Genomic DNA, 24,607 nt, shown 5'->3' on the forward strand with positions numbered 1-24,607 from the left:
GGGAACTTGAATACCCTCTCCCCTTTGGAGAGAGGGCAGGGTGCACCCAACCCCCCACCCATACAAAAATGCTATTTGCATCACAATCCAGACTGCAAATTAATATGGATTGCATTTTTTTGCGGGAGGTAACAAAACCTGCCCCCGTCAGCTGATAGAATTGCATCAAATAACAACCCTGAATGTTCCTATAACAACATATCTCCCGCTCACTTGTGAGGAAAGTAACATGAACCTTAAGCTGCAGCTTAAAATCTTGTCGTTTCTGCAGTTCTGCCTGTGGGGAAGCTGGCTGACTACACTCGGCTCCTATATGTTTGTGACGCTCAAGTTCGATGGTGCGTCAATCGGTGCCGTCTACAGCTCGCTGGGCATCGCGGCTGTTTTCATGCCAACGCTGCTCGGTATCGTGGCGGATAAGTGGTTAAGCGCGAAGTGGCTGTACATGCTTTGCCATCTGGTGGGCGCGGGGACGCTGTTCATGGCGGCCGAAGTGACGACGCCGGGGGCGATGTTTATGGTGATCCTGCTTAACTCGCTGGCGTACATGCCAACGCTTGGGCTGATCAACACCATCTCCTACTACCGCCTGAAGTCTGCCGGTCTGGATATCGTTACCGACTTCCCGCCAATCCGTATCTGGGGCACCATCGGCTTTATCATGGCGATGTGGGGCGTGAGCTTCGCAGGCTTCGAGCTGAGCCATATGCAGCTGTATATCGGTGCGGCGCTCTCCGTACTGCTGGCGCTGTTTACCCTGACGCTGCCGCATATTCCGGTGTCTAACCAGCAGAAAAACCAGAGCTGGAGCACCATGCTCGGCCTGGACGCATTCGCGCTGTTCAAAAACAAGCGCATGGCGATCTTCTTTATCTTCTCCATGCTGCTGGGCGCGGAGCTGCAAATCACCAACATGTTCGGCAACACCTTCCTGCACAGCTTCGATAACGATCCGCTGTTTGCCGGAAGCTTTATCGTTGAACACGCTTCGGTGATGATGTCTATCTCGCAGATCTCCGAGACGCTGTTCATCCTGACCATCCCGTTCTTCCTGAGCCGTTACGGCATCAAGAACGTTATGCTGATCAGTATCGCCGCATGGATGCTGCGCTTCGGCCTGTTCGCCTACGGCGACCCAAGCGCGTTCGGCACCGTGCTGCTGGTTCTGTCGATGATTGTTTACGGCTGCGCCTTCGACTTCTTCAACATCTCCGGTTCGGTGTTTGTGGAAAAAGAGGTGAAGCCTGAAATCCGCGCCAGCGCGCAGGGCATGTTCCTGATGATGACCAACGGCTTCGGCTGTATTCTGGGCGGCGTGGTGAGCGGTAAAGTGGTTGAGATGTACACCACGAACGGCATCACCAACTGGCAGCCCGTGTGGCTCATCTTCGCGGCGTACTCGCTGGTGCTGTTCTTCGCGTTTATCGTGCTGTTCCAGTACAAGCATGTACGCGAACCGCACGGCGCACAGCCAGTCGCGCATTAATTGTTGTGCCGGGCAGGCGAAGCCGCCGCCCGGCTATTTTATTGCAGCAAGTACCCACCCCACTGACAGCAAATCCGCGCTGCCTCCAGGGCTTAAATTCCGTTCGATCAATGCATTATCCATTCTACGCAACGCCTCGCGGTCCCAGCCGTTAGCCAGCAGCTCCCGTGCGTAACCCTGCACGTAGCGCAACCCCTCAATGCCGCCGCGCGACACCAGGTTGCTGTCCTGATTGATTGCCATCAGGCGTAACAGCAGGCCGTGAAGCGACCGTCCGTTCCACCGCGCCAGCGCGTTGCGCACCGTCGCAAATCCGCTCTCCGCCTCGCCGCGCGCGCCGGTCAAGCCGTACCGCTGGTACTGCCGCTCCCCCGCCGTCGCCTGCCCGCTGCGCCCGGCCAGCTCCCGCGAAACCAGCCCACGACAGACGTTACTTACCTCAAGGCAGAGGCTATCGGCGCAGGCCTCCTTCACGCGTCCGGCAGCGAAGCACAGCAGGCCGAGGGCAAAAATGCCGCCTTTGTGGGTGTTTATCCCGCCGGTTGCGACATACATGGCCTGCTCGCACGCCATCCCCATCGGGCGGAGGATCCGCAGCTGTTCGCCAGCGGGCTTATCTGCATGGGTGTTACCCAGCTCCGCAAAACGCATAAACCACGGCGCTATCGCCGCAATGCTGCGGACAAACAGCGCGTGATCCATATCGCGATGGGAGCCGTTATTGAGCCTGTCCACCAGCCCCGGCTTGGGCGTCAGCTCCAGCTCCTGCCACAGCGCCGCTTCGGCAAGCGCGGGGACATCAACCGGGCGCGGTTTAGTCGCGAGCAAACCAGTCATCAATTGTTTTCTCCACGCGGGAAACAACCTGCTCAACGGGATGCTTTCGCGAACGGGAACAGGCGTGCGCGGGCTCGTCGCAGATCAGGCAGCGTCTGAGATGTGAGCCCAGCGACTGACGCCCGACGTGGCCGTTTTCAGGGCAAATCACATCCAGATCCCACAGCCTGCCGAGCGGGTGCGTCTGCTCCAGCGCTGCACAGTGGGCTTTAATTTCCGCCGCGGGATGGGCCACGCACCACAGGGCTTCCGGCCCGGTCGGCAGCCACAGCACCTGGCGGTCCAGCACCTGCCAGCGGTTTTCCCACAGCAGCTGGTCGCACATCTGCAGCGCCACGCCCATGGTGTTGCGATAGCGCAGGCTGTCCTTGATCTCCCCTGGCGTGACCAGCGTGAGGGAGATCGCCGGCTGTTGATAGTGCTCAAGCATGTCAGCCTGGCGCGCCGCGCGGCGCTCCTTCGCCGCCAGCAGTTCGCCCAGGCCGACACCCGCCCGCACGGGTGTCGCTGAAATCATAGATCCTCCTTCACCTGCCGTACGGTGTCGATGACGCTGCCGTCGCGGTAGCGGATCACCCCGACGATCTTATCGGTAAACTCAATCGGTTTCGGTACGCCCGTCAGCGAGATCGCCCGCTCGTACAGCGCGTTGATATCCACAACCTTCAGCCCGGCCGCCAGCAGGCGCTCGCGGATCTCCGGGCGCGCCGGATTGACCGCAATGCCGTGATCGGTGACCAGCACGTCGATGCTTTCGCCCGGCGTGAGGCGTGTGGTGACGCGCTTCACCACCGTCGGGATGCGGCTGCGCAGCAGCGGCGCAACGACGATGGTCAGGTTCGCCGCGGCGGCCACGTCGCAGTGCCCGCCGGACGCGCCGCGCATCACGCCGTCGGAGCCGGTGATGACGTTGACGTTGAAATCGACGTCAATTTCCAGCGCGCTGAGGATCACCACGTCGAGCTGATCGCAGCTTGCCGCCTTGCTGCCGGGGTTGGCGTAGACGTTAGTGGAGATCTCCACGTGGTTCGGGTTGCGCGCCAGCGAGGCCGCCGCCTGGCCGTCAAAGCACTGGGTGTCCAGCAGCTTTTCGATCAGCCCCTTCTCGTGCAGATCCACCAGGCTGCCGGTGATGCCGCCGAGCGCAAAGCGCGCCTTCACGCCGCTGCGCTCCATTTTCTCTTCCATAAAGCGGGTGCAGGCGGTGGCCGCCGCGCCGGAGCCGGTCTGCATCGAGAAGCCCGGTCTGAAATAGCCCGAGTGTTCAATCACGTCCGCCGCATAGTGGGCGATCCTCAGCTCGCGCGGGTTGCTGGTGACGCGCGCCGCGCCGACGCTGATTTTCGCCGGGTCGCCCACGCTCTCCACCTGCACGATGTAGTCCACCCGATCCTGCGCCAGGCTGGCGGGCATGTTCGGGAACGGCACCAGCTCTTCGGTCAGCAGCACCACCTTACGGGCAAAGTGGGCGTCCACCATCGCGTAGCCCAGCGAGCCGCAGCACGACTTGCCGTGCGTGCCGTTGGCGTTACCAAACGCGTCGCTGCACGGCACGCCGAGAAACGCCACGTCGATATTCAGCTCGCCGTCCTGGAGCAGCTTCACGCGCCCGCCGTGGGAGTGGATTTGCACCGGCTCGTCCATCAGCCCGCGGGAGATGGCCTCCGCCAGCCTGCCGCGCATCCCGGAGGTATAAATCCGGGTGATAACGCCGCTTTCGATATGCTCGATCAGCGCGTCGTTGCAGGTCATCAGCGAGCTGGATGCCAGCGTCAGGTTTTTAAAGCCCATCCGCGCCAGCAGCCCCACGACGGTGTTGATCACCCGGTCGCCTTCGCGAAACGCGTGGTGGAAAGAGATGGTCATCCCGTCCCGCAGGCCGCTGCGCACCACCGCCTCTTCAATGGAGGCGCAGAGTTTACGATTGTGCTTCGCGTCGCCGTCAGCCAGCCACGGCGTGGCGCTGTGGGCGGTATCAAACGGTTTTAACTCCCGCAGATGGGGAAAATTCACGTGAAGAAGTTCTGTCTGATTCATTTTGTCATCCTTACCGACGCACGCCGGAGGCCGCCGCGCGTTCGAGCACCACCTGCGCGTGGTTAATAATCGGTGCATCCACCATTTTGCCGTTGAGCGACACCACGCCGAGGCCGTTACGCTCGCCCTCTTCTGCCGCTTCAATCACCCGCTTCGCGTGTTCTACCTCTTCCTGCGTTGGGGCGTAGGCGTTGTGCAGCAGGTCGATCTGGCGCGGGTTGATCAGGGATTTGCCGTTAAAGCCCATCCTGCGGATCAGGTCGACCTCGCGCAGGAATCCGGCCTCGTCGTTAACGTCTGACCAGACCACGTCGAAGGCGTCAATGCCCGCGGCGCGGGCGGCGTGCAGCACGGCGCAGCGGGCGTAGAACAGCTCGGTGCCGTCGCCGCGCTCGGTCTGCATGTCCATCACGTAGTCAAAGGCGGCCAGCGCGATGCCGATCAGGCGCGGGGAGCTGCGGGCAATCGCCACGGCGTTTATTACGCCAATGGCCGATTCAATCGCCGCCATCACGCGGGTGGAGCCGACCTCGCGGCCGCACTCGCGCTCGATGCGCGCCAGGTGGCCTTCCAGCTCGTCAATATCCTCCGGGGTGTCGGTCTTCGGCAGGCGGATCGCGTCCACGCCCGCCCGCACGGCGGCCTCCAGATCCAGCAGGCCAAACGGCGTGCTGAGCGGGTTAATGCGCACCACGGTTTCGATATCCTGATACATCGGGTGCTGCAGCGCGTGGAACACCAGCATGCGCGCGGTATCCTTCTCGCGCAGGGCGACGGCGTCCTCAAGGTCAAACATGATGGAGTCAGGACGGTAGATAAACGCGGTGGAGAGCATGGCGGCGTTGGCGCCCGGCAGGAACAGCATGCTGCGGCGGAGCTTGCTCATTTCAGCGCCTCCCAGCTAACGGCCTGTTCATCGGCGGCACGCAGAAGCGCGCTTTGCAGGCGAGCGCGGATCACACAGTCCAGCGCCCCTTTGTCTTCAATAATGATTAATCCCTGGCGTACGTTCATGGCGCGCAATGTTTCATTGACCACCTGGCGAATCTGCTCGCCAAACTGCTTAATCACTTCACTGTGGATGACAATCTCCAGCTCGCCGTGAGCGGGGGCGATTTTTACCATCAGGTCGCTGGACTCCTGCGTTCCGGCCAGCGCCTCCCTTACAATTTTCATGATAAATTCCTGATAGTTATGCGACTTCCGCACTCGCACGGTAATGCGTTTCGAGGTGCGCGAAGGTGGAATCCGGGACGATCTCCCGGATCCGCGAAAACTGCTGCGTCTTAAGCAAGCGACGCACTTCTGAGGCTGAAATGGCGTTCCCGGCGGCCTTGATGCGCGGCAGTTCCACCACCTCAATATGCGAGGCCAGCAGGTCGTGCAGCGTCTGGTTGTACTGGCGGGTGATGTCGCAGAACGGCTCTGAACCGATAAAACGATGGGTAATGCCCAGCGCCGGCGCGATGAAGTTCCGGAAGATCAGCACGTCGATCTCGCTCCACGCCTGCTGCACTTTGCCGGTCTCCTTCAGAAAATAGGCCGGGAAGGTGGCGCGGGAGATGATGTACTGCGAGCCTTCATGCACCACCACGTTCGGCAGATGCGCCACGCCCGCGCGCACCATCTCAAGGCGGGCGCTGAACGGAAAGAACGACGCGTCCTCACGCACCACGAACAGATGCAGCGCATCGCACCGCATCGCCGCCTGCTCCACCAGATGACGGTGGCCGAGGGTGAACGGATTGGCGTTCATCACTATCGCGCCAATGTTCTCCCCGCACCTGCGCTTCGCGCGCAGGGAACGGCAGTAGCGCTCGATCCCCTGCGGGGTGTTCTCCATCAGCACGGCGTTGTTTCCGCTCCGCGCAATCGGCCAGAAGCCGCTGCGGGCAAAACGCTCGCCGTTGCACGGTCGGGTGCAGAGGAAGAGGTGAAAATGGCCGCGCTCCAGCGCCGCGTTTTCCACCTCTGCCAGCAGCCGCGCGCTGAGGTTTTCCCCGCGCAGCTGCTCGTTGACCGCCACGCATTTGATGACGTTGGCGGCAAGCCCTGCGCAGCCCACCAGCTGCGGGCCGGACCAGGCTTCGACAAACAGGGTAATGTCGTTGTCCAGGCCAAGGCCGCTATCTGCCAGCAGATAACGGATCTGGCTTAAGCGCTCCGGGTGTTTCGCCACCAGCGTGTGGCGAAAATCGATGGGGTGCGATTTCATGCTGCCGCCTTGCTCAGTGTGCCGCCGCGAGCCCGACGGCCGGCGCTTCCACGATCACGTTGCTCAGATGACCGATATGCTCAATCTCTACCTCGATGCGATCCCCCTCCTTCATAAACAGCGGCGGGTTACGCTTTTTACCCACCCCGCCCGGGGAGCCGGTGATGATCACGTCGCCCGGGCTGAGGCGGGTGAAGGTGCTGATGTACTCGATGAGCTCAGCAACCTTGTGGATCATGCTGCTGGTGTTGTCTTCCTGCACCATGCGGCCGTTCAGCCAGGTGCGGATCGCCAGCTGATGCGGGTCCGGGATCTCATCCGCCGTCGCCATCCACGGGCCAAACGCCCCGGTCTGGCGCCAGTTTTTACCGGCAGTAAACCAGGTGTGCTGCCAGTCGCGGGCGGAGCCGTCCATGTAGCAGCTGTAGCCCGCCACGTGGCGCAGGGCGTTGTCGCGGCTGATGTTCTCCCCGCCCTTGCCGATGATCACCGCCAGCTCGCCTTCGTAGTCGAACTCGCTGGAGTGGCGCGGCTTGAGCACCGGCTCGTTATGGCCGGTCTGAGAATCCGGGAAGCGGACAAACAGCGTCGGGGCCGGATTATGCTGGTCAAACTCCTTGCGCTTGTCGGCGTAGTTCATGCCCACGCAGAGGATTTTTTCCGGCTGCACGATCACCGGCAAGAAGGTGATGGCGCTCATCGGCACGTCCACCGCGTCGTTCAGATAACGGGTGGCCTGCGCCAGCCCGTTGCCCTGCAGCAGCGCCTTGAGGTCGCCGTAGCGGTCGCCGAGACGGCGGCCTAAATCAATCACGCCGTCGGCCTGGACGATGCCGTAGCTGCGTTTTCCCTGATATAAAAAGCTTGCGAGTTTCATTGTTATTTCCTGAATACTTAAACGAGGAAGTTGCCCAGAATCAGCAGCGAGACAGAGACGTTAATCGCGCCGCCGATACGGGTAGCAATCTGGGCGAAGGGCATCAGGCTCATGCGGTTGCCTGCGGTCAGGATCGCCACGTCGCCGGTACCGCCCTGCCCGCTCTGACAGCAGGAGACGATGGCGACATCAATCGGGTGCATGCCGATCTTTTTACCGACGAAGAAGCCTGTCGCCACCAGCGCGGAAACGGTGCTGATAATCACCAGCAGGTTGCTGACGGTGAACGCCGCGACCAGCTCATGCCACGGGGTGATGGCCACGCCGACGGCAAAGAGGATTGGGTAGGTCACGGATGTCTGGAAGAATTTGTAGACCACCTGGGAGCCTTCCAGCAGGCGCGGCGAGGCGCCGTTGCAGAGCTTCACCAGCACCGCCATAAACAGCATCCCAACCGGCGCGGGCAGGCCAATCAGCTTGTGGCCGAGCATGCCGAGCATATACAGCAGCACCGCCAGCAGCGCACCGGAGGCGATGGTGGTGACGTCCGCTTTACCGGAAAACGCAGGTTGAGAAACGGTGGCATCCGCGTTCGCGCGGTTCGGCATCAGCTGGCCTTCGCCGGTCAGGTGCGGGTAGCGTTTCCCCAGTTGGTTCAGGCAGCCGGAGATAATGATCGCCGTCAGGCCGCCGAGCATCACCATCGGCAGCACGCGGCCGAGCGCCACGCCCTGATCCATGTGCAGCAGGGTGGCATAGCCGATGGAGAGCGGGATCGCACCTTCCCCGACGCCGCCCGCCATGATCGGCAGGATGATGAAGAAGAAGATCTGGAACGGCTCAAGGCCCAGCGCCAGGCCGACGCCCATCCCAACCACCATGCCGACGATTTCGCCGCACAGCATCGGGAAGAAGATGCGCAGGAAGCCCTGAATGAGCACCGTACGGTTCATGCTCATGATGCTGCCGACAATAATGCAGCAGATGTAGAGATAGAGAATGTTGGTGGATTTGTAGAACTTAGTGGTGGACTCGACCACCACGTCCGGCAGCAGGCCGTAATAGACCAGTGCGGAAGGGATAAAGGTGGCGCAAATCGCCGCCGCGCCGAGCTTGCCGACAATCGGCAGGCGCTTGCCAAATTCGCCGCAGGCAAAGCCGAAGAAGGCGAGCGTTGCGACCATCACCACAATGTCGCTCGGCAGTTTTCCGCCCAGGCAATCAATCGCAATCAGCGCGCCCGCCAGCACGAACAGCGGCAGAGGAATAATCCCGACTTTCCAGGTATCCATAATATGCCACCAGCGCTCTTTAAGCGTTGGCCGCTGAATATCAATCGGGTCGTGGGTAACAGAGAATGAATCGTCAGTTGTGCTCATAATAAGCCCCTTAGTTATTTTGTGCGTTCAGCTTAGAGTCACAAAGGCTTACTTTATGTGAGGAATGGCATATTAAAAGCGAAGTTTTAATGGCAGCTATGGTTTTAATGGTTTCGTTTATTTAATGTGATTTACGCCTTATTTATTGCCGTGGTTTTTATGGTTTCTTTTCTTAAATGCACAAACAAATAACATTTATTCATTTTGCCTTAAGCAGTTCACCTTTTTAGGAAAATTCTTGTACAGACCGTGCTGTGCAAGGGATCACAAGTTTTCGGCAAAGCGGGCGCCCTCGTCTTAAAAGGTGATATATTGGGCCGACCTGTTGATACCTCGCGTGATAGTTATGAAAGTATCGTTTCAGATCAAGCTGTTTATTTCGCTGGTCGTCTTTTTCTCAGTGCTGTTTGCGTTGCTGGGCGGATATTATTATGTCGATGTCGGCAGGCAGCTTTATCAGGAAATGAGTGCGCGCGCAAAAATACAGGCTGAAGAAATTGCGCTTATTCCTACGCTGCGAAAAGAGGTTGAGCAAAAGGATATCCAGGGCATCCGGAATTTTATGCAGAAAATAGCGGCCCACAGCGATGCCAGTTTTATTGTGGTAGGTGACAATAAAGGGCTGCATCTTTTTCACTCCGTCTTTGCCGACCGCGTAGGCACCACCCTGGTGGGTGGGGATAACGACGAGGTGTTGCACGGCAAAAGCACCACCACCATCCGCAAGGGCGGTTTAGGCATTTCACTGCGCAGCAAAGCCCCCATTTTCAACGATGCCGGACAGGTGGTGGGCATTGTTTCGGTGGGGTATCTCACGAGCTATCTCGACACCATCACCGTCAACAAGGTGGTCAATATTCTGATTGCCGCCGTCCTGCTGCTTATCGCTCTGTTTGTCTTCTCCTGGTTCTTCACCCGCAGTATTAAGAAGCAGATCTTCTCCCTTGAGCCACGCGAAATCGGCCTGCTGGTGCGCCAGCAAAAGGCGATGATGGAATCCATTTATGAAGGGGTGATTGCCATAGATGACGATCTGCGCATTGAAGTGATCAACCAGGCGGCGCGCAAGCTGTTAGGCCTAAGCCAGCCCGCGCGCGAGCTGCGCGGCCAGCCCATCGGCCGGGTGATCGCGCCCGTACCGTTCTTCAACCCGCAGACCATGCTTGCGAAAGACACCCACGATGAGATCTGCCGCTTTAACGATCTCACGGTCATTGCCAGCCGGGTGCGGATTATGCTGGAGGATGCTTTGCAGGGCTGGGTTATCACCTTCCGCGATCGCAACGAGATCGACTCCCTCAGCGCCCAGCTCAGCCAGGTAAAACGCTACGTCGATAACCTGCGCATCATGCGTCACGAGCAGCTGAACCGCATGACCACGCTTTCTGGCCTGCTGCACATGGGCCGTTATGAAGAGGCGATTTGCTACATTCAGGCGCAGTCGGAGCATGCCCAGGAGCTTCTGGACTTTATCTCGTCCCGCTTTAGCTCCCCAACGCTGTGCGGGCTGCTGCTCGGCAAGGCCGCCCGCGCCCGCGAGAAGGGCGTTGAGCTGAGTTTCGATCCGGCCTGCCGGATGGATAAGCCGTTCCTGCCGCTGCCGGAATCGGAGCTAATCTCGATCATCGGTAACCTGCTGGATAATGCCATCGAGGCAACCCAGCGGGCCCCGCTTCCCCATGCGCCGGTTGAAGTGCTGATAAAGCTCAGCGCGCAGGAATTGATCATCGAAGTCGCCGACCAGGGCGTCGGCATCAGACCGGAGATCCGCGACAGGATATTTGAGCGCGGCATCACCACCAAAACGCGCGGCGATCACGGTATTGGCCTGTATCTGATTGAAAGCTATGTCACACAGGCTGGCGGCGCAATCGAAGTTGCCGATAACACCCCACGCGGTGCCATTTTCTCACTGTTTATTCCCGCCACGGGAACGGCCCGGCACCCCGCACAGGAACTGGAAGATACCGACTATGCAACATGAACTTATCGACGTACTGATTGTTGAAGACGAGAACGAACTGGCGCAACTGCACGCGGAGCTGATCGGTAAACACCCTCGCCTGAGGCTGGTGGGGATTGCCTCGTCGCTGGCCGACGCGCAGGTTCAGCTGGAGAGCAAACGGCCGCAGCTGATGCTGCTGGATAACTACCTGCCCGACGGTAAGGGCATCACGCTAGTCAGCGACCCCATGCTGGCACGCGCCAACTGCTCGGTGATTTTCATCACCGCCGCCAGCGATATGGGGACCTGTAGCCAGGCTATTCGTAACGGCGCGTTCGACTATATCCTCAAGCCGGTTTCCTGGAAGCGTCTCAGCCAGTCGCTGGAGCGCTTCGTACAGTTTGCCGAACAGCAGCGCGTGTGGAAAATTGTCGATCAGCAGAACGTGGATTCACTCTATCAGTTACAGGCGAAAAACTACCGCCTGGACAACGGCAGCAAAGGGATTGAGGAGAATACGCTGGCGCGGGTGCAGACGCTGTTTAACGACAAGGCGGCGCACTGTTTTACGGTGGATGAGGTGGTGAGCGAGACGGGGCTGAGTAAAACCACCACCCGACGCTACCTGGAGCACTGCGTGGAGGTGGGCTTTCTGAGCGTGGAGATGCTGTACGGGAAGATTGGGCATCCGAGAAGGATGTATAAACGTAGTGCGGTTTGAAGAAAAGTTCCCTCTCCCTGTGGGAGAGGGTTAGGGTGAGGGCAACAGCCCGCACTATCTCAACACATACCCATACAGCCGCTTAATCCCGTCGGCGTCCTTCTCGCTGTACACGCCCTGCAGCTCCGGCGAGAAGCCCGGCAGCATATTAATGCCCTCCTCCAGCGCCAGGAAATAGCGCTGCACCGCGCCACCCCAGACTTCGCCCGGCACCACGCACAGCACGCCCGGCGGATACGGCAGCGCGCCTTCGGCGGCGATGCGCCCTTCCGCGTCGCGAATGCGCACCAGCTCCACGTTTCCGCGAATGTACTCCTGGTTGGCGTCCTGCGGGTTCATCACCGCGGCGGGCAGGCTCTCCCGGCGGAACATCGCCTTCTGCAAATCCTTCACGTTAAAGCTGACGTAGAGATCGTGCATCTCCTGGCACAGCTGCCGGATAGTGTAGTCGCGATAACGCACCGGGTATTTCTGGTAGATGGTCGGCAGCACGTCCGCGAGCGGCGTGTCGTCTTCAATATGCTGTTCAAACTGCCCCAGCATCGCCACCAGCTGCGCCATCTTCCCGGCGCTCTCGGCCGGCGTCAGCAGGAACAGGATCGAGTTAAGGTCGCATTTCTCCGGCACGATGCCGTTTTCACGCAGGTAGTGCGCCAGAATGGTCGCCGGGATACCGAAATCCGCGTACGCCCCCGTTTCCGCATCAATGCCCGGCGTGGTCAGCAGCAGCTTGCACGGATCGACGAAGTACTGCTCGCGGGCATATCCCTCAAACCCGTGCCATTTTGCGCCCGGCTCAAAGCTAAAGAAGCGACGCTCGCTGGCGATGGCGTGAGTAGGATGATCCTGCCACGGACGCCCCGCCACCGTCGGCGGAATAAACGGTTTGATCATATGGCAGTTCGCCACGATCGCCTTGCGCGCTTCGATGCCCAGCGCCACGCACTCCGCCCACAGCCTGCGCCCGCTTTCGCCTTCGTGGATCTTGGCGTTCACGTCCAGCGCGGCGAACAGGGGATAAAACGGGCTGGTGGAGGCGTGCAGCATAAACGCGTTGTTCAGCCGCTTGTGCGGGCAGAAGCGCGCCTGACCGCGTATGTGGTTATCCTTTTTATGGATCTGCGAGGTTTGCGAGAACCCGGCCTGCTGCTTGTGCACCGACTGGGTCACGAAAATGCCCGGATCGTTCTCGTTCAGCTCCAGCAGGAGCGGAGACGTTTCCGCCATCATCGGGATAAATTGCTCGTAGCCAACCCAGGCGGAGTCAAAGAGGATGTAATCGCAAAGATGGCCGATCCTGTCGATCACCTGACGGGCGTTGTAGATCGTGCCGTCGTAGGTGCCGAGCTGGATAATGGCCAGGCGGAACGGGCGGGTCTCGCCTGCCTTCTCCGGCGCAACGTCGCGGATCAGATTGCGCAGGTAAGCATCGTCAAAGCAGTGTTCGTCAATCCCGCCGATAAAGCCAAACGGGTTACGCGCCGCCTCAAGATAGACTGGCGTCGCGCCTGCCTGAATCAGCGCGCCGTGATGGTTGGATTTGTGGTTGTTACGATCGAACAGCACCAGATCGCCGCGGGTCAGCAGCGCGTTGGTCACCACCTTGTTGGCAGCGGAGGTGCCGTTGAGCACGAAGTAGGTTTTATCCGCATTAAAGACTTTCGCCGCGAACTTCTGCGCGTGCTTGGCGGACCCTTCGTGGATCAGCAAATCCCCGAGCCTGACGTCGGCGTTGCACATATCGGCGCGAAACACGTTCTCACCGAAGAAATCATAAAACTGTCGCCCGGCGGGATGCTTTTTGAAAAACGCGCCGTGCTGGTGTCCCGGACAGGCAAAGGTGCTGTTGCCCATCGCAACATACTGGCTCAGGGTGTCAAAAAAAGGCGGCAGCAGGTTCTCTTCATACCGGCAGGCGGCAGATTCTACTTCCAGGAATTCCTGTGCTTTACCCGAGATAACCGCCGTGACGCCATCAGGTACCTCTCCTGGCTCCGGCGAGAACATAAACACCGGTAGCTGAAAACCGGTTCGCTTCAGCAGCGCAAGAATGCCGCTCCCGCTTTCCGCGACCGTCATGACGACTGCCGCCACATCGGTAAAATCGGTGTTATCCAGCGTCACCTTTTCGCGGTGGGTAGATACTGTGGATACCAGCTCGCGGCTGACGGCAATTTTCATGGTTTTCATAAGCGCAAGTACCCTCACCGAACGGTGAGACAGGGAGGAGAAAATTCGCGCAATCATGTCACCTTTTATTTTCAGGTGCAACAAGGAATCAGTATGCATTTCGCCTCCCAAAGCTAAGCGTAATCAGGCACAGACGTGCCATAATCATGCAATGCCAATGCTTAAATAACAGGAGTTAAACGTGGTTATTGGACCCTTTATCAACGCGGGAGCCGTACTGCTGGGCGGCGTACTCGGAGCGGTGCTCAGTCAGCGATTGCCGGAGCGTATTCGGGTCTCTATGCCCTCTATTTTTGGACTGGCATCTTTGGGGATCGGCATCCTGTTAGTGATTAAATGCGCCAACCTGCCGGTGATGGTGCTGGCAACGCTGCTTGGCGCCCTGATAGGCGAGTTTTGCTATCTGGAAAAAGGCATCAACAGCGCGGTAGGCAAGGCCAAAAACCTGATTGCCCGGCCGGGCAAGGCGAAACACGGCACCCATGAATCGTTTATTCAGAACTACGTCGCGATAATTATTCTGTTCTGCGCGAGCGGGACGGGAATATTCGGTTCGATGCAGGAAGGGATGACCGGTGACCCCAGCATCCTGATTGCGAAGGCATTTCTGGATTTCTTCACCGCCACGATTTTTGCTACCACGCTCGGCATTGCCGTCGCCGCGATTAGTGTGCCGATGCTGCTTATCCAGCTGGCGCTTGCCGCCTGCGCCGCGCTGATCCTGCCGCTGACGACGCCCGCGATGATGGCGGACTTTACCGCCGTCGGTGGCCTGCTGCTGCTGGCGACGGGGCTGCGCATCTGCGGGATCAAAATGTTCGCGGTGGTGAATATGCTCCCTGCCCTGCTGCTCGCAATGCCCCTTTCCGCGCTCTGGACGCACTTTTTCGCTTAAGTTTGCGGCGAAATGGTGAGAGAGTGTGCAGTCTGCAACGAAAACAACAAATTTCGTTGACGACGGAGGATGAATCGGGTTTAATGCGCCCCGTTGCCCGGATAGCTCAGTCGGTAGAGCAGGGGATTGAAAATCCCCGTGTCCTTGGTTCGATTCCGAGTCCGGGCACCACTATTTAAAGAACCCGCCCTCGTGGCGGGTTTTTGCTTTCTAAGCCCGCCAATCCTTCCGTAATGCCTTAACTTGCCCCCGCTCAATCAACGTAATCCCGCAGCCACGTTTTTATCCATTCCCCCCGACCACTGCGTCAGCAGCGCATGCAGTTTAGCCGGCTCGAGAGGCTTGCGGAGCACCAGGTACCCTTCCTGCTCCGCCTCCAGCAGAACCGGTGAATTAAATTCGCCGCTGACTATCGCGCCGCTCATATCCGGCAGACGTTCAAAAAGCGCTTTCAGGATGTCGAAGCCGCTTTCGCCGGATCGCAGACGCTGGTCGCACAGCACGGCGAACGGCGTAAAGCCGTCGTCGATTATGGCAAATGCTTCTTCAGCGGAGGCCGCACAGCGCACGTTGATTCCCCAGACGCTCATCAGGCTCTCCCAGGCAGACGTCACCAGCGGGTCGTCATCAACGACCAGGCAGGAGCCGTGCAGCGGCGCATAGCGTACCGGCGTGGCGGTGTTGTCGCTGGCGGGCGGGATATCCGGCGCGATGTCTTCGCCAGCATATTGGGTGAAGCGCATCCAGAAGCGTGAGCCTTTACCTTCAATGGATTGCATCCCGTACTTCACCTTCATCAGCTTGGCACAGCGGGCGACTACGGCCAGTCCCAGCCCGTGTCCGGCGCTGTCGATCTTCCATGCCAGCTCGGGGCGGTAGTAAGGTGAAAAGATTTTGCCTTTCTCATCATCGGCGATACCGACCCCCGTGTCCCACACCTCCACCATACACTCCTCGCCGCGCGGTCGGATGGCGACCAGCACGCCGCCCTTGAGCGTGTAGCGAAGGGCGTTTTGAATCAGGTTAATCAGGGACTGTCGCACCAGAAGCGGATCGCCTGTCACGCAGATGCGGCGTTTGGGCCGCCGGGTGCACAGCCTAAGTGCGCGGCTGTTGGCCTCTTCGCGAAACAGCGTGATGACCGAGTCGAGCAGAGCGCCGATATCCACTTTAGTAGGGGCAGAGAGTACATTCCCGGATTCTATTTTGCTGAGATCGAGCAGAGAATTGAGCATCAAATGTACCGAGCGAACGCTCTGCTGCAGGTCAAGGAGTTGCGGCGTCAGGCTGTCGTCCCGGTTTCGGTGGAGGATGGCTTCGATCAGAAAGCCCATAGCGTGCACGGGCTGGCGCAGATCGTGGCTGGCGGTTGTCAGAAACTGATTTTTATCCAGCAGCGCCTGCTCCGCGTCCTCTTTGGCCTGACGAAACTGCTCCGCCAGGCGTGAGCTTTTTTCCTCAAGCAGCGCCTGCTGAATAAAGAACGCGTGTGACGTTAACGCATGGCGATAAATCGCGAAGCCGTAAAGCAGGTTCAGCATAAGCACAATGAACATCAGCTCATCCAGCCGCCAGATAATACCGAGGTTCAGCACGCCCCACGAGGCGAAGAAAAAACGCGTAAAGGTGCTGATGACCGGCGTCAGATGCGTTGCGTTGGCGGCAACGATGGCGGCAATGCTGATATTAAGCAGCAGGAAAAAGTCAAAGTTCTGCGTCTGTGGCGTAATTAAATAGAGTGATGAAATGCCCAGCCCGTGAATAAAGGCGATATTATTAATACGCGGAAGCCAGCGCCGCAGGACGTCCTTTTCAACATTTTCTTTCGCTTCGCGCTGATAGCGCCGGTGCAATATTCGTATCGCCACAGCACATAGCAAATAAATGATTATCCAGGTAATGGTTGGGCCGAGGCTGTCCCCAAGCATATAAATCCAGATGGCGAAAGGAATACCGACAAAGGGTACCGCGCTAAAGCTGAATACCAGCCGTAGAAATGTATTATTTAGCAAACGGATCTGCGCCGGGGCAGAGATAACATCGTTTTGTAAATGCTGGAAAAACCTCATTCCGATGATTCCTGTTTGCCATGCAAAAGCGTAATGGCTTCGACCCGGCTGTTAACGCCTATCTTTTTCAAAATATTGCTGATGTGTTCTTTAACCGTGGGCTCAGAAATTGAAAGCTGTGCGGCGATTCTTTTATTTGGCAGGCCGCGCATAATCATATTTAACACGTCAATTTGTCGCGGCGTTAAGTTAAATTTACTTAACTTCTCACTGGTCGACTTAACGGGAATTTCGTCTCCCTCAGGAAACCAGGTTAAATTATCAGCGAGTGCGAAAACGGCCCGTGAGAACATTTCAGGCGGCTCGCTTTTCAATACAAAACCGTGCCCACCGGCGGCATGCACTTTCCGCCAGAGATCATTATTGTCATCCCCGCTGACCACCAGGAGTCGTACCTGTGGGTAAAGTTGTTTTATTTCTTTAAGTAATTTCAGGGCCGTTCCGGACGAGAGCCAAAAATCGATTACCAGCAAGCGTGGCGGGCCAGTATCCCTAATTTGACGGTAGCAATCTTCCTCATTCGTCACCACGCACGCCTGCTTAAACTGGCAATGTGTAATCAGAAAATTGGCGATGCCGCTTGCTACCAATGGATGGTCATCAACGACCAGCGCATAATTCTGTCCCAAAGGGTCCTCCTTTGACCTTCGCATATCTGAGAGTTCGGATGAATTATTATCTACCCACCCTACTTTAGGAGGGTTTTTTCGATTAGGAAAGAGAAATATATTATCCGCTGATTTGGGTAATTGAGAACTTAAATACAATCAGTGAAATTAACTGATTGGATATAAAGGATAATTTATGAAAAAATCGCTGCTCTTTTTAACCATTACGTTGATGCTAGCCGGTTGTTCCACGCTAAAAACCGATCAGGCTATTCCACTCCTGCAGGCGGAGACCGCTAAAATGCTGGGGCTGGGCTCATCGGATGAAATAACCGTGACCAACGTTAATGGCGCCCAGCCGGACGCGCTGGGAGGACAAAAACTCTCTTATCGCGCGACGACGGAAAAAGGGCGTATTTTCGATTGCTCATCGATGATGATGCCGGGAATTTTAGGATCCGCACCGACGCTTAGCGCGCCAACCTGTACACCTGTTGTCACACATAAATAATTAACGCCACAGCAAAAGGCGTACTGAAATAACGCCTTTTACGTTATCTGACGTATCTGAGTTTTCATATAAAAACGATTTTCCCGACATCACGCTAATGAGTACGGAGATAGCCCGTGAATAACTCTACATCGCATTCTTTAGCGGTTAAGACGCCGCTTTCCAGACTTTACCTCGCCCTATTTTCCGCGCCGCTGTTATTGCTTTTACCTGCCGACGTCGCGCGTGCAGCCGATGCATTTTTTGACGGCGACTCGCGTATTACCGAAACGCTGGGTTACACCGGCGATGTTTACGTTGGACGTAATCAACGCGGAAACCTGCTGATCGATAATGGCAAAATCACCGCCTATAACATCAATATCGGTCGGCTGTTCGACGGCCAGATTTATGAAAGCGTGGTCACGGTCCGTGGGCCAAACGCGGAGCTTAACGCGGTGAACGATCGGTACGTCCTGCGCGGCGACCTGAATCTCGGGCTCGGCACCCTGCGAGTCGAAGAGGGCGCGCTGGCGAGCGCAAAGGAGATCGTTGTCGGCACCACCCGGGGCTACGACAGCCACCTTATCGCCACGGGTGCCGGCTCTCGCGTGACCAGTAATTTTCTGAGCGTAGGCACCGATCTGGGCGCACGCTCCACGCTGGCAATTGAGGACGGCGCGGCGCTCAATACCGCCTACGATGCGCGCATCGGTAATGGTACCGGGCCGGATGAAGCCGACACGCTGAGCCCGAAAGCCACCGTCACCGGGAGCGGCTCACAGTGGAACGTTGGCCGTACGTTGACGCTTAATGGCGACCTGGACGTACTGGACGGCGGAGCGGTTAACGTTGGCGGCGTGCAGGTGGCGGGCGTCTCCGGGGCAGGGAAAACCGCGGAGCTGGTGATTGCGGGCAAAGACTCGCGCTTTACCAGCGACAGCAGCGTTAGCGTGGGTGATTATGGCAACGGCGTGCTGTCGGTTATTGACGGCGGTTCATTTTCCGCAGGCAGCAATACGCTGATCGTGGGGACATCGGGTTCCGGCTCGAACCGGGGTGCGCTCATCATCGGCAGCCGCGGCAACATGGATACCGGCACGGGTATAACTGAGCCAACGCTTGGTACGGCAGGCGGCGCGGGTACCCTCGATGCGAAGACGGCAATCAGCCTGCGCGGCGGGCTATTCGGCAGCTATGTCTACTTCAACCATACCGACGACGATTACGTCTTCAGCAACACGATGAGCGGCGAAGGGGATGTGATCAACACCTCCGGGCAGACGACGCTGAACGGCGATCTTTCAGCCCTTCAGGCGAACGTAACCGCGCGGGGCGGTAAAGTCATCATTGCCAGCAATATTAACACCCGGCCAGAAGACGATATTTTTGACGTCCAGACGCTAAGCGCGGAGAACGGCGGCACGCTGATCCTCAACGCGACGGCGGGTTCAGACGTCAGCAACGGGCTGGGCTACAGCAGCGCCGCGTCAATCAAGGCCGGCGGCACGCTGGGCGGTAACGGCACGCTGGGCCAGACCGAGATCCTGTCCGGCGGGCATATCTCCCCCGGCGACGGCAATATCGGCACGTTGACGCTGAAACGCTATCTGAACTTTATCGGCGAATCTTTCTATGACGTAGATATCGCGGGAGATGGCCGCAGCGACCAGCTGCTGGTGTCGGGCAAAACCACCATCAGCAATCAGGCTAAGGTACAGGTCAACGCACTGGACCCGCAAACCAGCTACAAAACGGGCCAAAGCTACCGCATTTTGACGTCGAACGGCGGGATTGACGGCGAGTTTGCGTCGGCGATATCTAAATCCGCCTTCCTGGACGTGGCGCTCAGGCAGAGCACCAACGCCGTCGATCTGACCATCGCGCAGAAAGAGACCGGCGGCGAGAATCCTGGAGGAGAGAACCCCGGAGGCGAAAACCCGGGTGGTGAGAACCCAGGTGGTGAGAACCCAGGTGGCGAAAATCCGGGCGGTGAGGATCCTGGCGGTGAAAACCCGGGCAGCGGCAAGCCGGGGATTTTCCAGACCGTGGCCAGGAGCAGCAACCAATGGAATACCGCCGGTGCGCTCTCCACGCTGACGCAAAGCGGCCCGTCGCTGGCGCTGTATAACTCGCTGCTGGTGCTGAGCGCGCCGGAAGCGCGCGAGGCGTTCAACCAGCTGTCCGGTGAAGTTTATCCGTCCGTGCAGTCCAGTCTTATCGCCGGGAGCACGCAGGTGGTTAACGTCTTAAACCAGCGTATGCAGCGCGCGTTTGATAACGACAGCCTGCCGATACCACCGCTAGCGATGTCGCTGGTGCAGCAGCCGGAGCCGCAAAACAGTGGCGTCTGGGGCCAGACCTTTAGCTCCTGGAGCCGAAACAGCGGCGACGGTAACGTGGGCAAGCTGGACGGCAACACCACCGGCTTCCTGCTGGGGGCAGATCGCAAGCTGTCGGACCATAACGTGCGCGTCGGTGGCTACTTCGGCTACAGCCGCGGTGATTACGACGTCGACAGCCGTCGTTCCTCAACGGATACCGACAACTATCACCTTGGCCTGTATGCGGCTGGTCAACAGGATGCGTTCTCCCTTCGCGGCGCGCTTGGTTACACCTGGCACAAGATCGAAGGCGAGCGCAACGTTGATTTCAGCGGCTTCTCGGATCGGCTGAAGTCGGATTACGACGCCAACTCGCTGCTGGCGTTCACCGAAGCGGGCTACCGTTTCGGCCAGCCTGATATGAATCTCGAGCCGTTCGTCAATTTATCGTACATTCGGCTGCATACCGACAGCTTCAGGGAGGACGGCGGTGCCGCCGCGCTGAGCGTACGTAACGAAACGATGAACACCTTCTATTCCACCCTCGGGGTGCGCGGTATGACCGAACTGCCGAAGAACGTTAACCTCTACGGTTCGCTGGGATGGCAGCACGCGTATGGCGATAAGAATACCTCTTCGCGCATGGCGTTTGCGGGCAGCGACGCGTTCATTACTCAGGGGCAGGCCGTGGATGAGGACGTGATGGTGGGTGATATCGGCGTGAGCGTACAGCTGTCGCGTGCTGCGACGCTGGATGTGGGTTATCAGGGACAATATGGTGCGGACACCCGCGTCAACTCGGTTAACGCTAATCTGCGCTGGTCGTTCTGAAGGATTTCACTTTAACGAACCCGCCCCCGAGGCGGGTTTTTGCTTTTGGCTTCTGACAAAGCTAGGGATCGTTCCCAACCGCGTCCAGCAGTTTGTTTTTAAAGATAAACAAACACGCTTCGTTGAAGTTCCCCGCCCCTAGCCGCTCCGACAGCATCGTTCGCTTGCGGTACAGGCTTTTGACCGACATATTCAGCTTCTCTGCAATCTCTTCCATCGACCTCCCTGCCTTCAGCAACCGCAGCATTATCGCTTCGTGTCTGCTCAGCCGTAAGTTAAGCAGCCATTTGGTTGTCAGACGCCTGCCTTTCATATCGAGCACCAGATTGAATAACGACGCCATATCCGGAGCCGTAAGCGACGTGTTCATAAACAGCTTCATACTGAGCAGATCCTCATCCCGATGGCCCATATCCAGCATAACGCAGCAGATCGTTTTTCTCGTTCTGGCCGGATGGCGTATCAGGTAATCATATAAACGGAGCGGCGTACGGCTATCAATCAGTACAGTATATTCATCTGCACCGGTATCAAATATGTTTCTGTCAATCGAACTGAGGCAAATTATATCCGGGAAAAATAGCCGCATCCCCCTGACAAGGAAACAATCCTGAGTCACTAACACTATTGAAGTCGCCACTAACCATCCCTTTTAGATTATAGCAAGCCCGCCTCTTAAGAAAGAAGAACGCTTTCGTTTATAGCGCTTTACATTAACGGCAAATGTATTCTGGCTTTGATCATCCCTCAATATGCGCATTGGTGAGCCAGACTTTTTGCAGACTATCACTCAATGGCTTGCGTTAATTATAAATAAAAAAGAATTTCAGAAAAGTCACTTCCCTGAACATTAAGAATTTTTGTCATGAAACTTCCCAAACATGCACCGGAAAGTTCTTTAATTAACTGAGCAGAACTTCATTTCGAATATAGCAAAAAGGAAAAACAAGAAAGAAAAATCAAATACTATCAGCAAGTTAAAAACAATCGCCTTGTATTTAATTATCAAAAAAACCGCTTGCTTCCAGAATTATCTCAAAACCTCCACCCCGCTTTTCAGCTTATTTATCCCCCAACACATCAGGTGTACATTACCCCCAACCGAACCACTGTGCGGAGGGCTCATAATTACCTTTAGGTAAGTACCCCATAACGTAACATCATTCAGATTTAATGTTTTCCTTTATGGCCTTTAACGCTGAGTTAAAAGGCGGCCGTGTTATGCAATGGATTCATGATAAACAAATGGCAAATAGATATGGAAAGATCGCTTCGCTTCACTACGTTATTCTTTTATCGCACCACAATATTATTGTTCCTGGTATTACTCTTTCCTGTTCTGGTTCAGGCTGATGAATCCGTTTATGAGCATCAGATTCAACAGGCACGTAACGGTAATTACGCTCTGTTTCTTGATTATGTACAGCGCTACGAGCAGCAGCATGCTTTAACGCCCGAACGGGTTGCGGACTGGTTACAGGTAGCCTCCTGGGCAGGCCGCGATGACGAGGTTATTCAGGTCTGGCAGCGTTATGGCATCTATATGCCGCTGCCCGCTCGCGCCATCGCTGCCGTCGCGCAGTCAAGAAGAAACCAAAAAGCCTGGCCTTCCGCCTTAACGCTGTGGAAAGAGGCGCGCAGCCTTGCGCCGGATAACGACGATTACCGCATCGGCTACGTTAAGACCCTGGCCGACGCCCGCATGGATCGCCTCGCGCTTCGGGAAGCCCGGCAGATGGTTAAGGACGATCCATCTCCCGCGCACCTTGAGACGCTCTCCTATGTCTGGATGCGTCAGGGAAAAAGCTGGGATCGGCTGCTGGCGGACATGCGCGCGCTGAACGCCGCACCGGGGAATACGGCCCTTCTTCGCGAGACGATCGATGCGCTAGCGGATAACCGGATAAGCACGCCCGCGCTCTGGCTGTCACGAAGCGCGGCGCTGTCTCCCGCGGAGCGTCGCCGCCTTGAGCGTAACGCCGCTGCCGAAATGGTTCGCCTGGCGGACGTGCCCGGCAGAACGGAGAAAGAGCGCCTGCGGCTGGCACAAAACGCGTTAGATCGTTACCACGCCCTGCTTTCCCGCTGGCAAAGCGAACCGCAGGCGGCTGAAGACGTCATCCTTGCCCGTATCGATCGGCTTGGCGCGCTGTATGCGCACGGTGATTACCGGCAGGTCATTAGCGAATATCAGGCGCTGACAGCCGCACGGCATCCGGTGCCGGAGTGGGCCATCGGCTGGACGATCTCCGCGTATTTGCAGGAGAAAAACACCGCCGCCGCCTTCTCGCTTCTGCAGCGCTATCCACGGTACGCCTCCGATCCGCAGGACGAGGAGCACGCGCTTTTCTACGCCTGGCTGGATACGGGGCAGTACCAGGCCGCCCGCCGCTACGTTGAGCGCCAGACCCGCAGCGTCCCCTGGATCCGCTACGACTTCGGGTCCCCGAACGCTCAGCCGAACGATCGGTGGCTTACCGGGCAGTCGCTCACATTTAACTATTTGCTGGCGACCAACGCCCTGCCGGAGGCCGAAAGGCTGGCGCATCGTCTGGCGTCAACGGCGCCGGGCAATCAGGGGTTACAGATTGACTATGCCGCCCTGCTTCAGGCCAGGGGCCTGCCGCGCGCGGCCGAGCAAAAGCTAAAGCGAGCGGAGGCGCTAGAACCTTCGAATCTGGAGCTTGAGAAACAGCAGGCTTACGTCGCAATGGACCTTCAGGAGTGGCGACAGATGGATTTACTGGCTGAGGACGTGATAGCCCGCGCGCCCGACGATCGCAGCGCCCGCCGTCTGGACAGGCTCAGAGCGGTCCACCACATGTCTGAACTGCGTCTGAACGCGGGTAAAGGATTGCACTCGGACAATCCCGTCAGCGGCAGCCACGACATGAGCTGGGACGCCACGCTCTATGGCCCGCCCGTTGCGGATAGCTGGCGGCTGTTTGCCGGCGCCCGCTATGCGCAGGGCAATTTTGACGAAGGTAAAGGCATCAGCCGCCACCTGCTGGGCGGCGTTGAGTGGCGGCCCCGCGACCTCACGCTCGAGGCCGAGCTCTCCAGCAACCGCTATCACGGTAAAAGCACGCCGGGTGCCCGGCTCTCAACGACTTACAGCCTCAACGATAGCTGGCAGGTCAGCGGTAGCCTCGAACGGTTGTCCCGCACCACGCCCTTACGGGCGCTCCGCAATGGGATCGGCGCGAACCGGGGCGAAGGCGGAGTGCGCTGGTACCAGAACGAGCGCCGGGAGTATCGGCTCAGCGCCGCCGTTAGCCGCTTCTCAGACCATAACCGCCGTCAGGAATACGCCCTCACGGGGAAAGAGCGTCTCTGGCAAAGCCCCTCCCTGACGCTGGATCTCGAACCGGGGATCGCCGCCAGCAAAAACAGCCTGCGGGATACGCTCTATTACAACCCCGAGCGGGATCTCTCCGTCACGGCAGCCCTGTCCGTTGACCATGAGATGTACCGCCACTACGACACCCTCTGGAGCCAGCAGATTGTGGCCGGCGGCGGCGGATACTGGCAGAAAAATCAGTCGCCTGGCGCCGTTACCCTGCTGGGCTACGGGCAACGCGTTCAGTGGAATAACGTCATTGATACCGGGGTGATGCTGAACTGGGATAAACGCCCTTACGACGGCAAACGCGAAAGCAATCTTTCCGTCTCGTTTGATGCGACTTTACGCTTTTAAGGATGA

The 24,607-nt window shown here is 57.9% G+C and carries 19 protein-coding genes and 1 tRNA gene; 8 read left to right on the forward strand and 12 right to left on the reverse strand.

Annotated features, from left to right (window positions below; translation table 11 throughout):
- Positions 1–229 precede the first annotated feature (229 nt).
- A complete protein-coding gene (locus OWK27_RS07020) occupies positions 230–1,486 on the forward strand; it encodes a nucleoside permease (protein ID WP_148418505.1) in 1,257 nt (418 codons plus the stop codon).
- 33 nt (positions 1,487–1,519) lie between these two features.
- Here OWK27_RS07020 and citG read toward each other — a convergent pair whose 3' ends face one another.
- From citG to OWK27_RS07060, 8 genes are read right to left on the reverse strand one after another with little or no spacing between them, the layout of a single operon-like run.
- Complete coding sequence (gene citG / locus OWK27_RS07025; RefSeq protein ID WP_267590088.1) at positions 1,520–2,323, reverse strand: triphosphoribosyl-dephospho-CoA synthase CitG; 804 nt, start codon at positions 2,321–2,323, stop codon at positions 1,520–1,522.
- The gene (citX, locus tag OWK27_RS07030; protein ID WP_267590089.1) at positions 2,301–2,840 is read right to left on the reverse strand and encodes a citrate lyase holo-[acyl-carrier protein] synthase; all 540 of its coding nucleotides are present in this window, start codon (positions 2,838–2,840) and stop codon (positions 2,301–2,303) included. Before citX ends, citG begins: the two co-directional genes overlap by 23 nt.
- On the reverse strand, positions 2,837–4,360 hold the full coding sequence (gene citF, locus OWK27_RS07035) for a citrate lyase subunit alpha (protein WP_267590090.1): 1,524 nt from the start codon (positions 4,358–4,360) through the stop codon (positions 2,837–2,839). The genes citX and citF overlap by 4 nt, the downstream gene beginning before the upstream one ends.
- A gap of 10 nt (positions 4,361–4,370) precedes the next feature.
- Positions 4,371–5,246: a citrate (pro-3S)-lyase subunit beta gene (gene citE / locus OWK27_RS07040; RefSeq protein WP_176609506.1), complete on the reverse strand. Its 876-nt coding sequence runs from the start codon at positions 5,244–5,246 to the stop codon at positions 4,371–4,373.
- Positions 5,243–5,536, reverse strand: a complete 294-nt coding sequence (citD, locus tag OWK27_RS07045) for a citrate lyase acyl carrier protein (RefSeq protein ID WP_252004190.1) — start codon at positions 5,534–5,536, stop codon at positions 5,243–5,245. Before citD ends, citE begins: the two co-directional genes overlap by 4 nt.
- 16 nt (positions 5,537–5,552) lie before the next feature.
- Positions 5,553–6,575 carry a [citrate (pro-3S)-lyase] ligase gene (gene citC, locus OWK27_RS07050; RefSeq protein WP_267590091.1) on the reverse strand — a complete coding sequence of 341 codons (1,023 nt, stop codon included), beginning with the start codon at positions 6,573–6,575 and terminating at the stop codon, positions 5,553–5,555.
- A gap of 13 nt (positions 6,576–6,588) precedes the next feature.
- Entirely contained in the window at positions 6,589–7,452 is an 864-nt protein-coding gene (locus OWK27_RS07055; RefSeq protein WP_267590092.1) for a fumarylacetoacetate hydrolase family protein, read from the reverse strand.
- A 17-nt stretch (positions 7,453–7,469) separates the two neighbouring features.
- Positions 7,470–8,831: a 2-hydroxycarboxylate transporter family protein gene (locus tag OWK27_RS07060; RefSeq protein WP_176609503.1), complete on the reverse strand. Its 1,362-nt coding sequence runs from the start codon at positions 8,829–8,831 to the stop codon at positions 7,470–7,472.
- Positions 8,832–9,177: 346 nt separating this feature from the next.
- On the opposite strand from OWK27_RS07060, the gene OWK27_RS07065 reads away from it, so the two are divergent.
- On the forward strand, positions 9,178–10,815 hold the full coding sequence (locus OWK27_RS07065) for an ATP-binding protein (RefSeq protein ID WP_267590093.1): 1,638 nt from the start codon (positions 9,178–9,180) through the stop codon (positions 10,813–10,815).
- Entirely contained in the window at positions 10,805–11,497 is a 693-nt protein-coding gene (locus OWK27_RS07070) for a response regulator (RefSeq protein ID WP_267590094.1), read from the forward strand. The genes OWK27_RS07065 and OWK27_RS07070 overlap by 11 nt, the downstream gene beginning before the upstream one ends.
- A gap of 54 nt (positions 11,498–11,551) precedes the next feature.
- Here the strand turns inward: OWK27_RS07070 and OWK27_RS07075 are convergent, their stop codons facing one another.
- Positions 11,552–13,687 carry an ornithine decarboxylase gene (locus OWK27_RS07075; protein ID WP_148418495.1) on the reverse strand — a complete coding sequence of 712 codons (2,136 nt, stop codon included), beginning with the start codon at positions 13,685–13,687 and terminating at the stop codon, positions 11,552–11,554.
- 181 nt (positions 13,688–13,868) lie between these two features.
- On the opposite strand from OWK27_RS07075, the gene OWK27_RS07080 reads away from it, so the two are divergent.
- Entirely contained in the window at positions 13,869–14,582 is a 714-nt protein-coding gene (locus tag OWK27_RS07080; protein WP_148418494.1) for a DUF554 domain-containing protein, read from the forward strand.
- A gap of 95 nt (positions 14,583–14,677) precedes the next feature.
- Positions 14,678–14,753: transfer RNA gene (locus OWK27_RS07085), tRNA-Phe, on the forward strand.
- Positions 14,754–14,839: 86 nt separating this feature from the next.
- On the opposite strand, the gene OWK27_RS07090 is transcribed toward OWK27_RS07085, so the two are convergent.
- A complete protein-coding gene (locus OWK27_RS07090; RefSeq protein ID WP_267590095.1) occupies positions 14,840–16,651 on the reverse strand; it encodes a hybrid sensor histidine kinase/response regulator in 1,812 nt (603 codons plus the stop codon).
- Complete coding sequence (locus tag OWK27_RS07095; protein ID WP_148418492.1) at positions 16,648–17,280, reverse strand: LuxR C-terminal-related transcriptional regulator; 633 nt, start codon at positions 17,278–17,280, stop codon at positions 16,648–16,650. Before OWK27_RS07095 ends, OWK27_RS07090 begins: the two co-directional genes overlap by 4 nt.
- 175 nt (positions 17,281–17,455) lie before the next feature.
- Between OWK27_RS07095 and OWK27_RS07100 the strand changes: the two genes are divergently transcribed.
- Together OWK27_RS07100 and OWK27_RS07105 are read left to right on the forward strand one after the other, a co-directional pair.
- Positions 17,456–17,770 (forward strand): lipoprotein, encoded by a 315-nt coding sequence (locus OWK27_RS07100; RefSeq protein WP_148418491.1) that lies wholly within the window; start codon positions 17,456–17,458, stop codon positions 17,768–17,770.
- A 116-nt stretch (positions 17,771–17,886) separates the two neighbouring features.
- Complete coding sequence (locus OWK27_RS07105; RefSeq protein WP_267590096.1) at positions 17,887–20,904, forward strand: autotransporter outer membrane beta-barrel domain-containing protein; 3,018 nt, start codon at positions 17,887–17,889, stop codon at positions 20,902–20,904.
- A 61-nt stretch (positions 20,905–20,965) separates the two neighbouring features.
- Here OWK27_RS07105 and OWK27_RS07110 read toward each other — a convergent pair whose 3' ends face one another.
- Complete coding sequence (locus OWK27_RS07110; RefSeq protein ID WP_148418646.1) at positions 20,966–21,493, reverse strand: LuxR C-terminal-related transcriptional regulator; 528 nt, start codon at positions 21,491–21,493, stop codon at positions 20,966–20,968.
- Between the two features lie 669 nt (positions 21,494–22,162).
- Here OWK27_RS07110 and pgaA point away from each other — a divergent pair.
- Positions 22,163–24,601 (forward strand): poly-beta-1,6 N-acetyl-D-glucosamine export porin PgaA, encoded by a 2,439-nt coding sequence (gene pgaA, locus OWK27_RS07115; RefSeq protein ID WP_267590097.1) that lies wholly within the window; start codon positions 22,163–22,165, stop codon positions 24,599–24,601.
- Positions 24,602–24,607: the final 6 nt, after the last annotated feature.

The organism is Enterobacter cloacae complex sp. 2022EL-00788 (assembly GCF_026627565.1).
GTDB lineage: Bacteria > Pseudomonadota > Gammaproteobacteria > Enterobacterales > Enterobacteriaceae > Enterobacter > Enterobacter pasteurii.

Bases quoted from the DNA above. Each gene is read 5' to 3' on its own strand.
- OWK27_RS07100 (WP_148418491.1), top strand. From the start codon at position 17,456: ATGAAAAAATCGCTGCTCTTTTTAACCATTACGTTGATGCTAGCCGGT.
- citE (WP_176609506.1), bottom strand. From the start codon at position 5,246: ATGAGCAAGCTCCGCCGCAGCATGCTGTTCCTGCCGGGCGCCAACGCC.
- citC (WP_267590091.1), bottom strand. From the start codon at position 6,575: ATGAAATCGCACCCCATCGATTTTCGCCACACGCTGGTGGCGAAACAC.
- OWK27_RS07020 (WP_148418505.1), top strand. From the start codon at position 230: ATGAACCTTAAGCTGCAGCTTAAAATCTTGTCGTTTCTGCAGTTCTGC.
- OWK27_RS07075 (WP_148418495.1), bottom strand. From the start codon at position 13,687: ATGAAAACCATGAAAATTGCCGTCAGCCGCGAGCTGGTATCCACAGTA.
- OWK27_RS07065 (WP_267590093.1), top strand. From the start codon at position 9,178: ATGAAAGTATCGTTTCAGATCAAGCTGTTTATTTCGCTGGTCGTCTTT.
- citD (WP_252004190.1), bottom strand. From the start codon at position 5,536: ATGAAAATTGTAAGGGAGGCGCTGGCCGGAACGCAGGAGTCCAGCGAC.
- citG (WP_267590088.1), bottom strand. From the start codon at position 2,323: ATGACTGGTTTGCTCGCGACTAAACCGCGCCCGGTTGATGTCCCCGCG.
- OWK27_RS07090 (WP_267590095.1), bottom strand. From the start codon at position 16,651: ATGAGGTTTTTCCAGCATTTACAAAACGATGTTATCTCTGCCCCGGCG.
- OWK27_RS07060 (WP_176609503.1), bottom strand. From the start codon at position 8,831: ATGAGCACAACTGACGATTCATTCTCTGTTACCCACGACCCGATTGAT.
- OWK27_RS07070 (WP_267590094.1), top strand. From the start codon at position 10,805: ATGCAACATGAACTTATCGACGTACTGATTGTTGAAGACGAGAACGAA.
- OWK27_RS07110 (WP_148418646.1), bottom strand. From the start codon at position 21,493: ATGCGGCTATTTTTCCCGGATATAATTTGCCTCAGTTCGATTGACAGA.
- pgaA (WP_267590097.1), top strand. From the start codon at position 22,163: ATGGAAAGATCGCTTCGCTTCACTACGTTATTCTTTTATCGCACCACA.
- OWK27_RS07055 (WP_267590092.1), bottom strand. From the start codon at position 7,452: ATGAAACTCGCAAGCTTTTTATATCAGGGAAAACGCAGCTACGGCATC.
- citF (WP_267590090.1), bottom strand. From the start codon at position 4,360: ATGAATCAGACAGAACTTCTTCACGTGAATTTTCCCCATCTGCGGGAG.
- citX (WP_267590089.1), bottom strand. From the start codon at position 2,840: ATGATTTCAGCGACACCCGTGCGGGCGGGTGTCGGCCTGGGCGAACTG.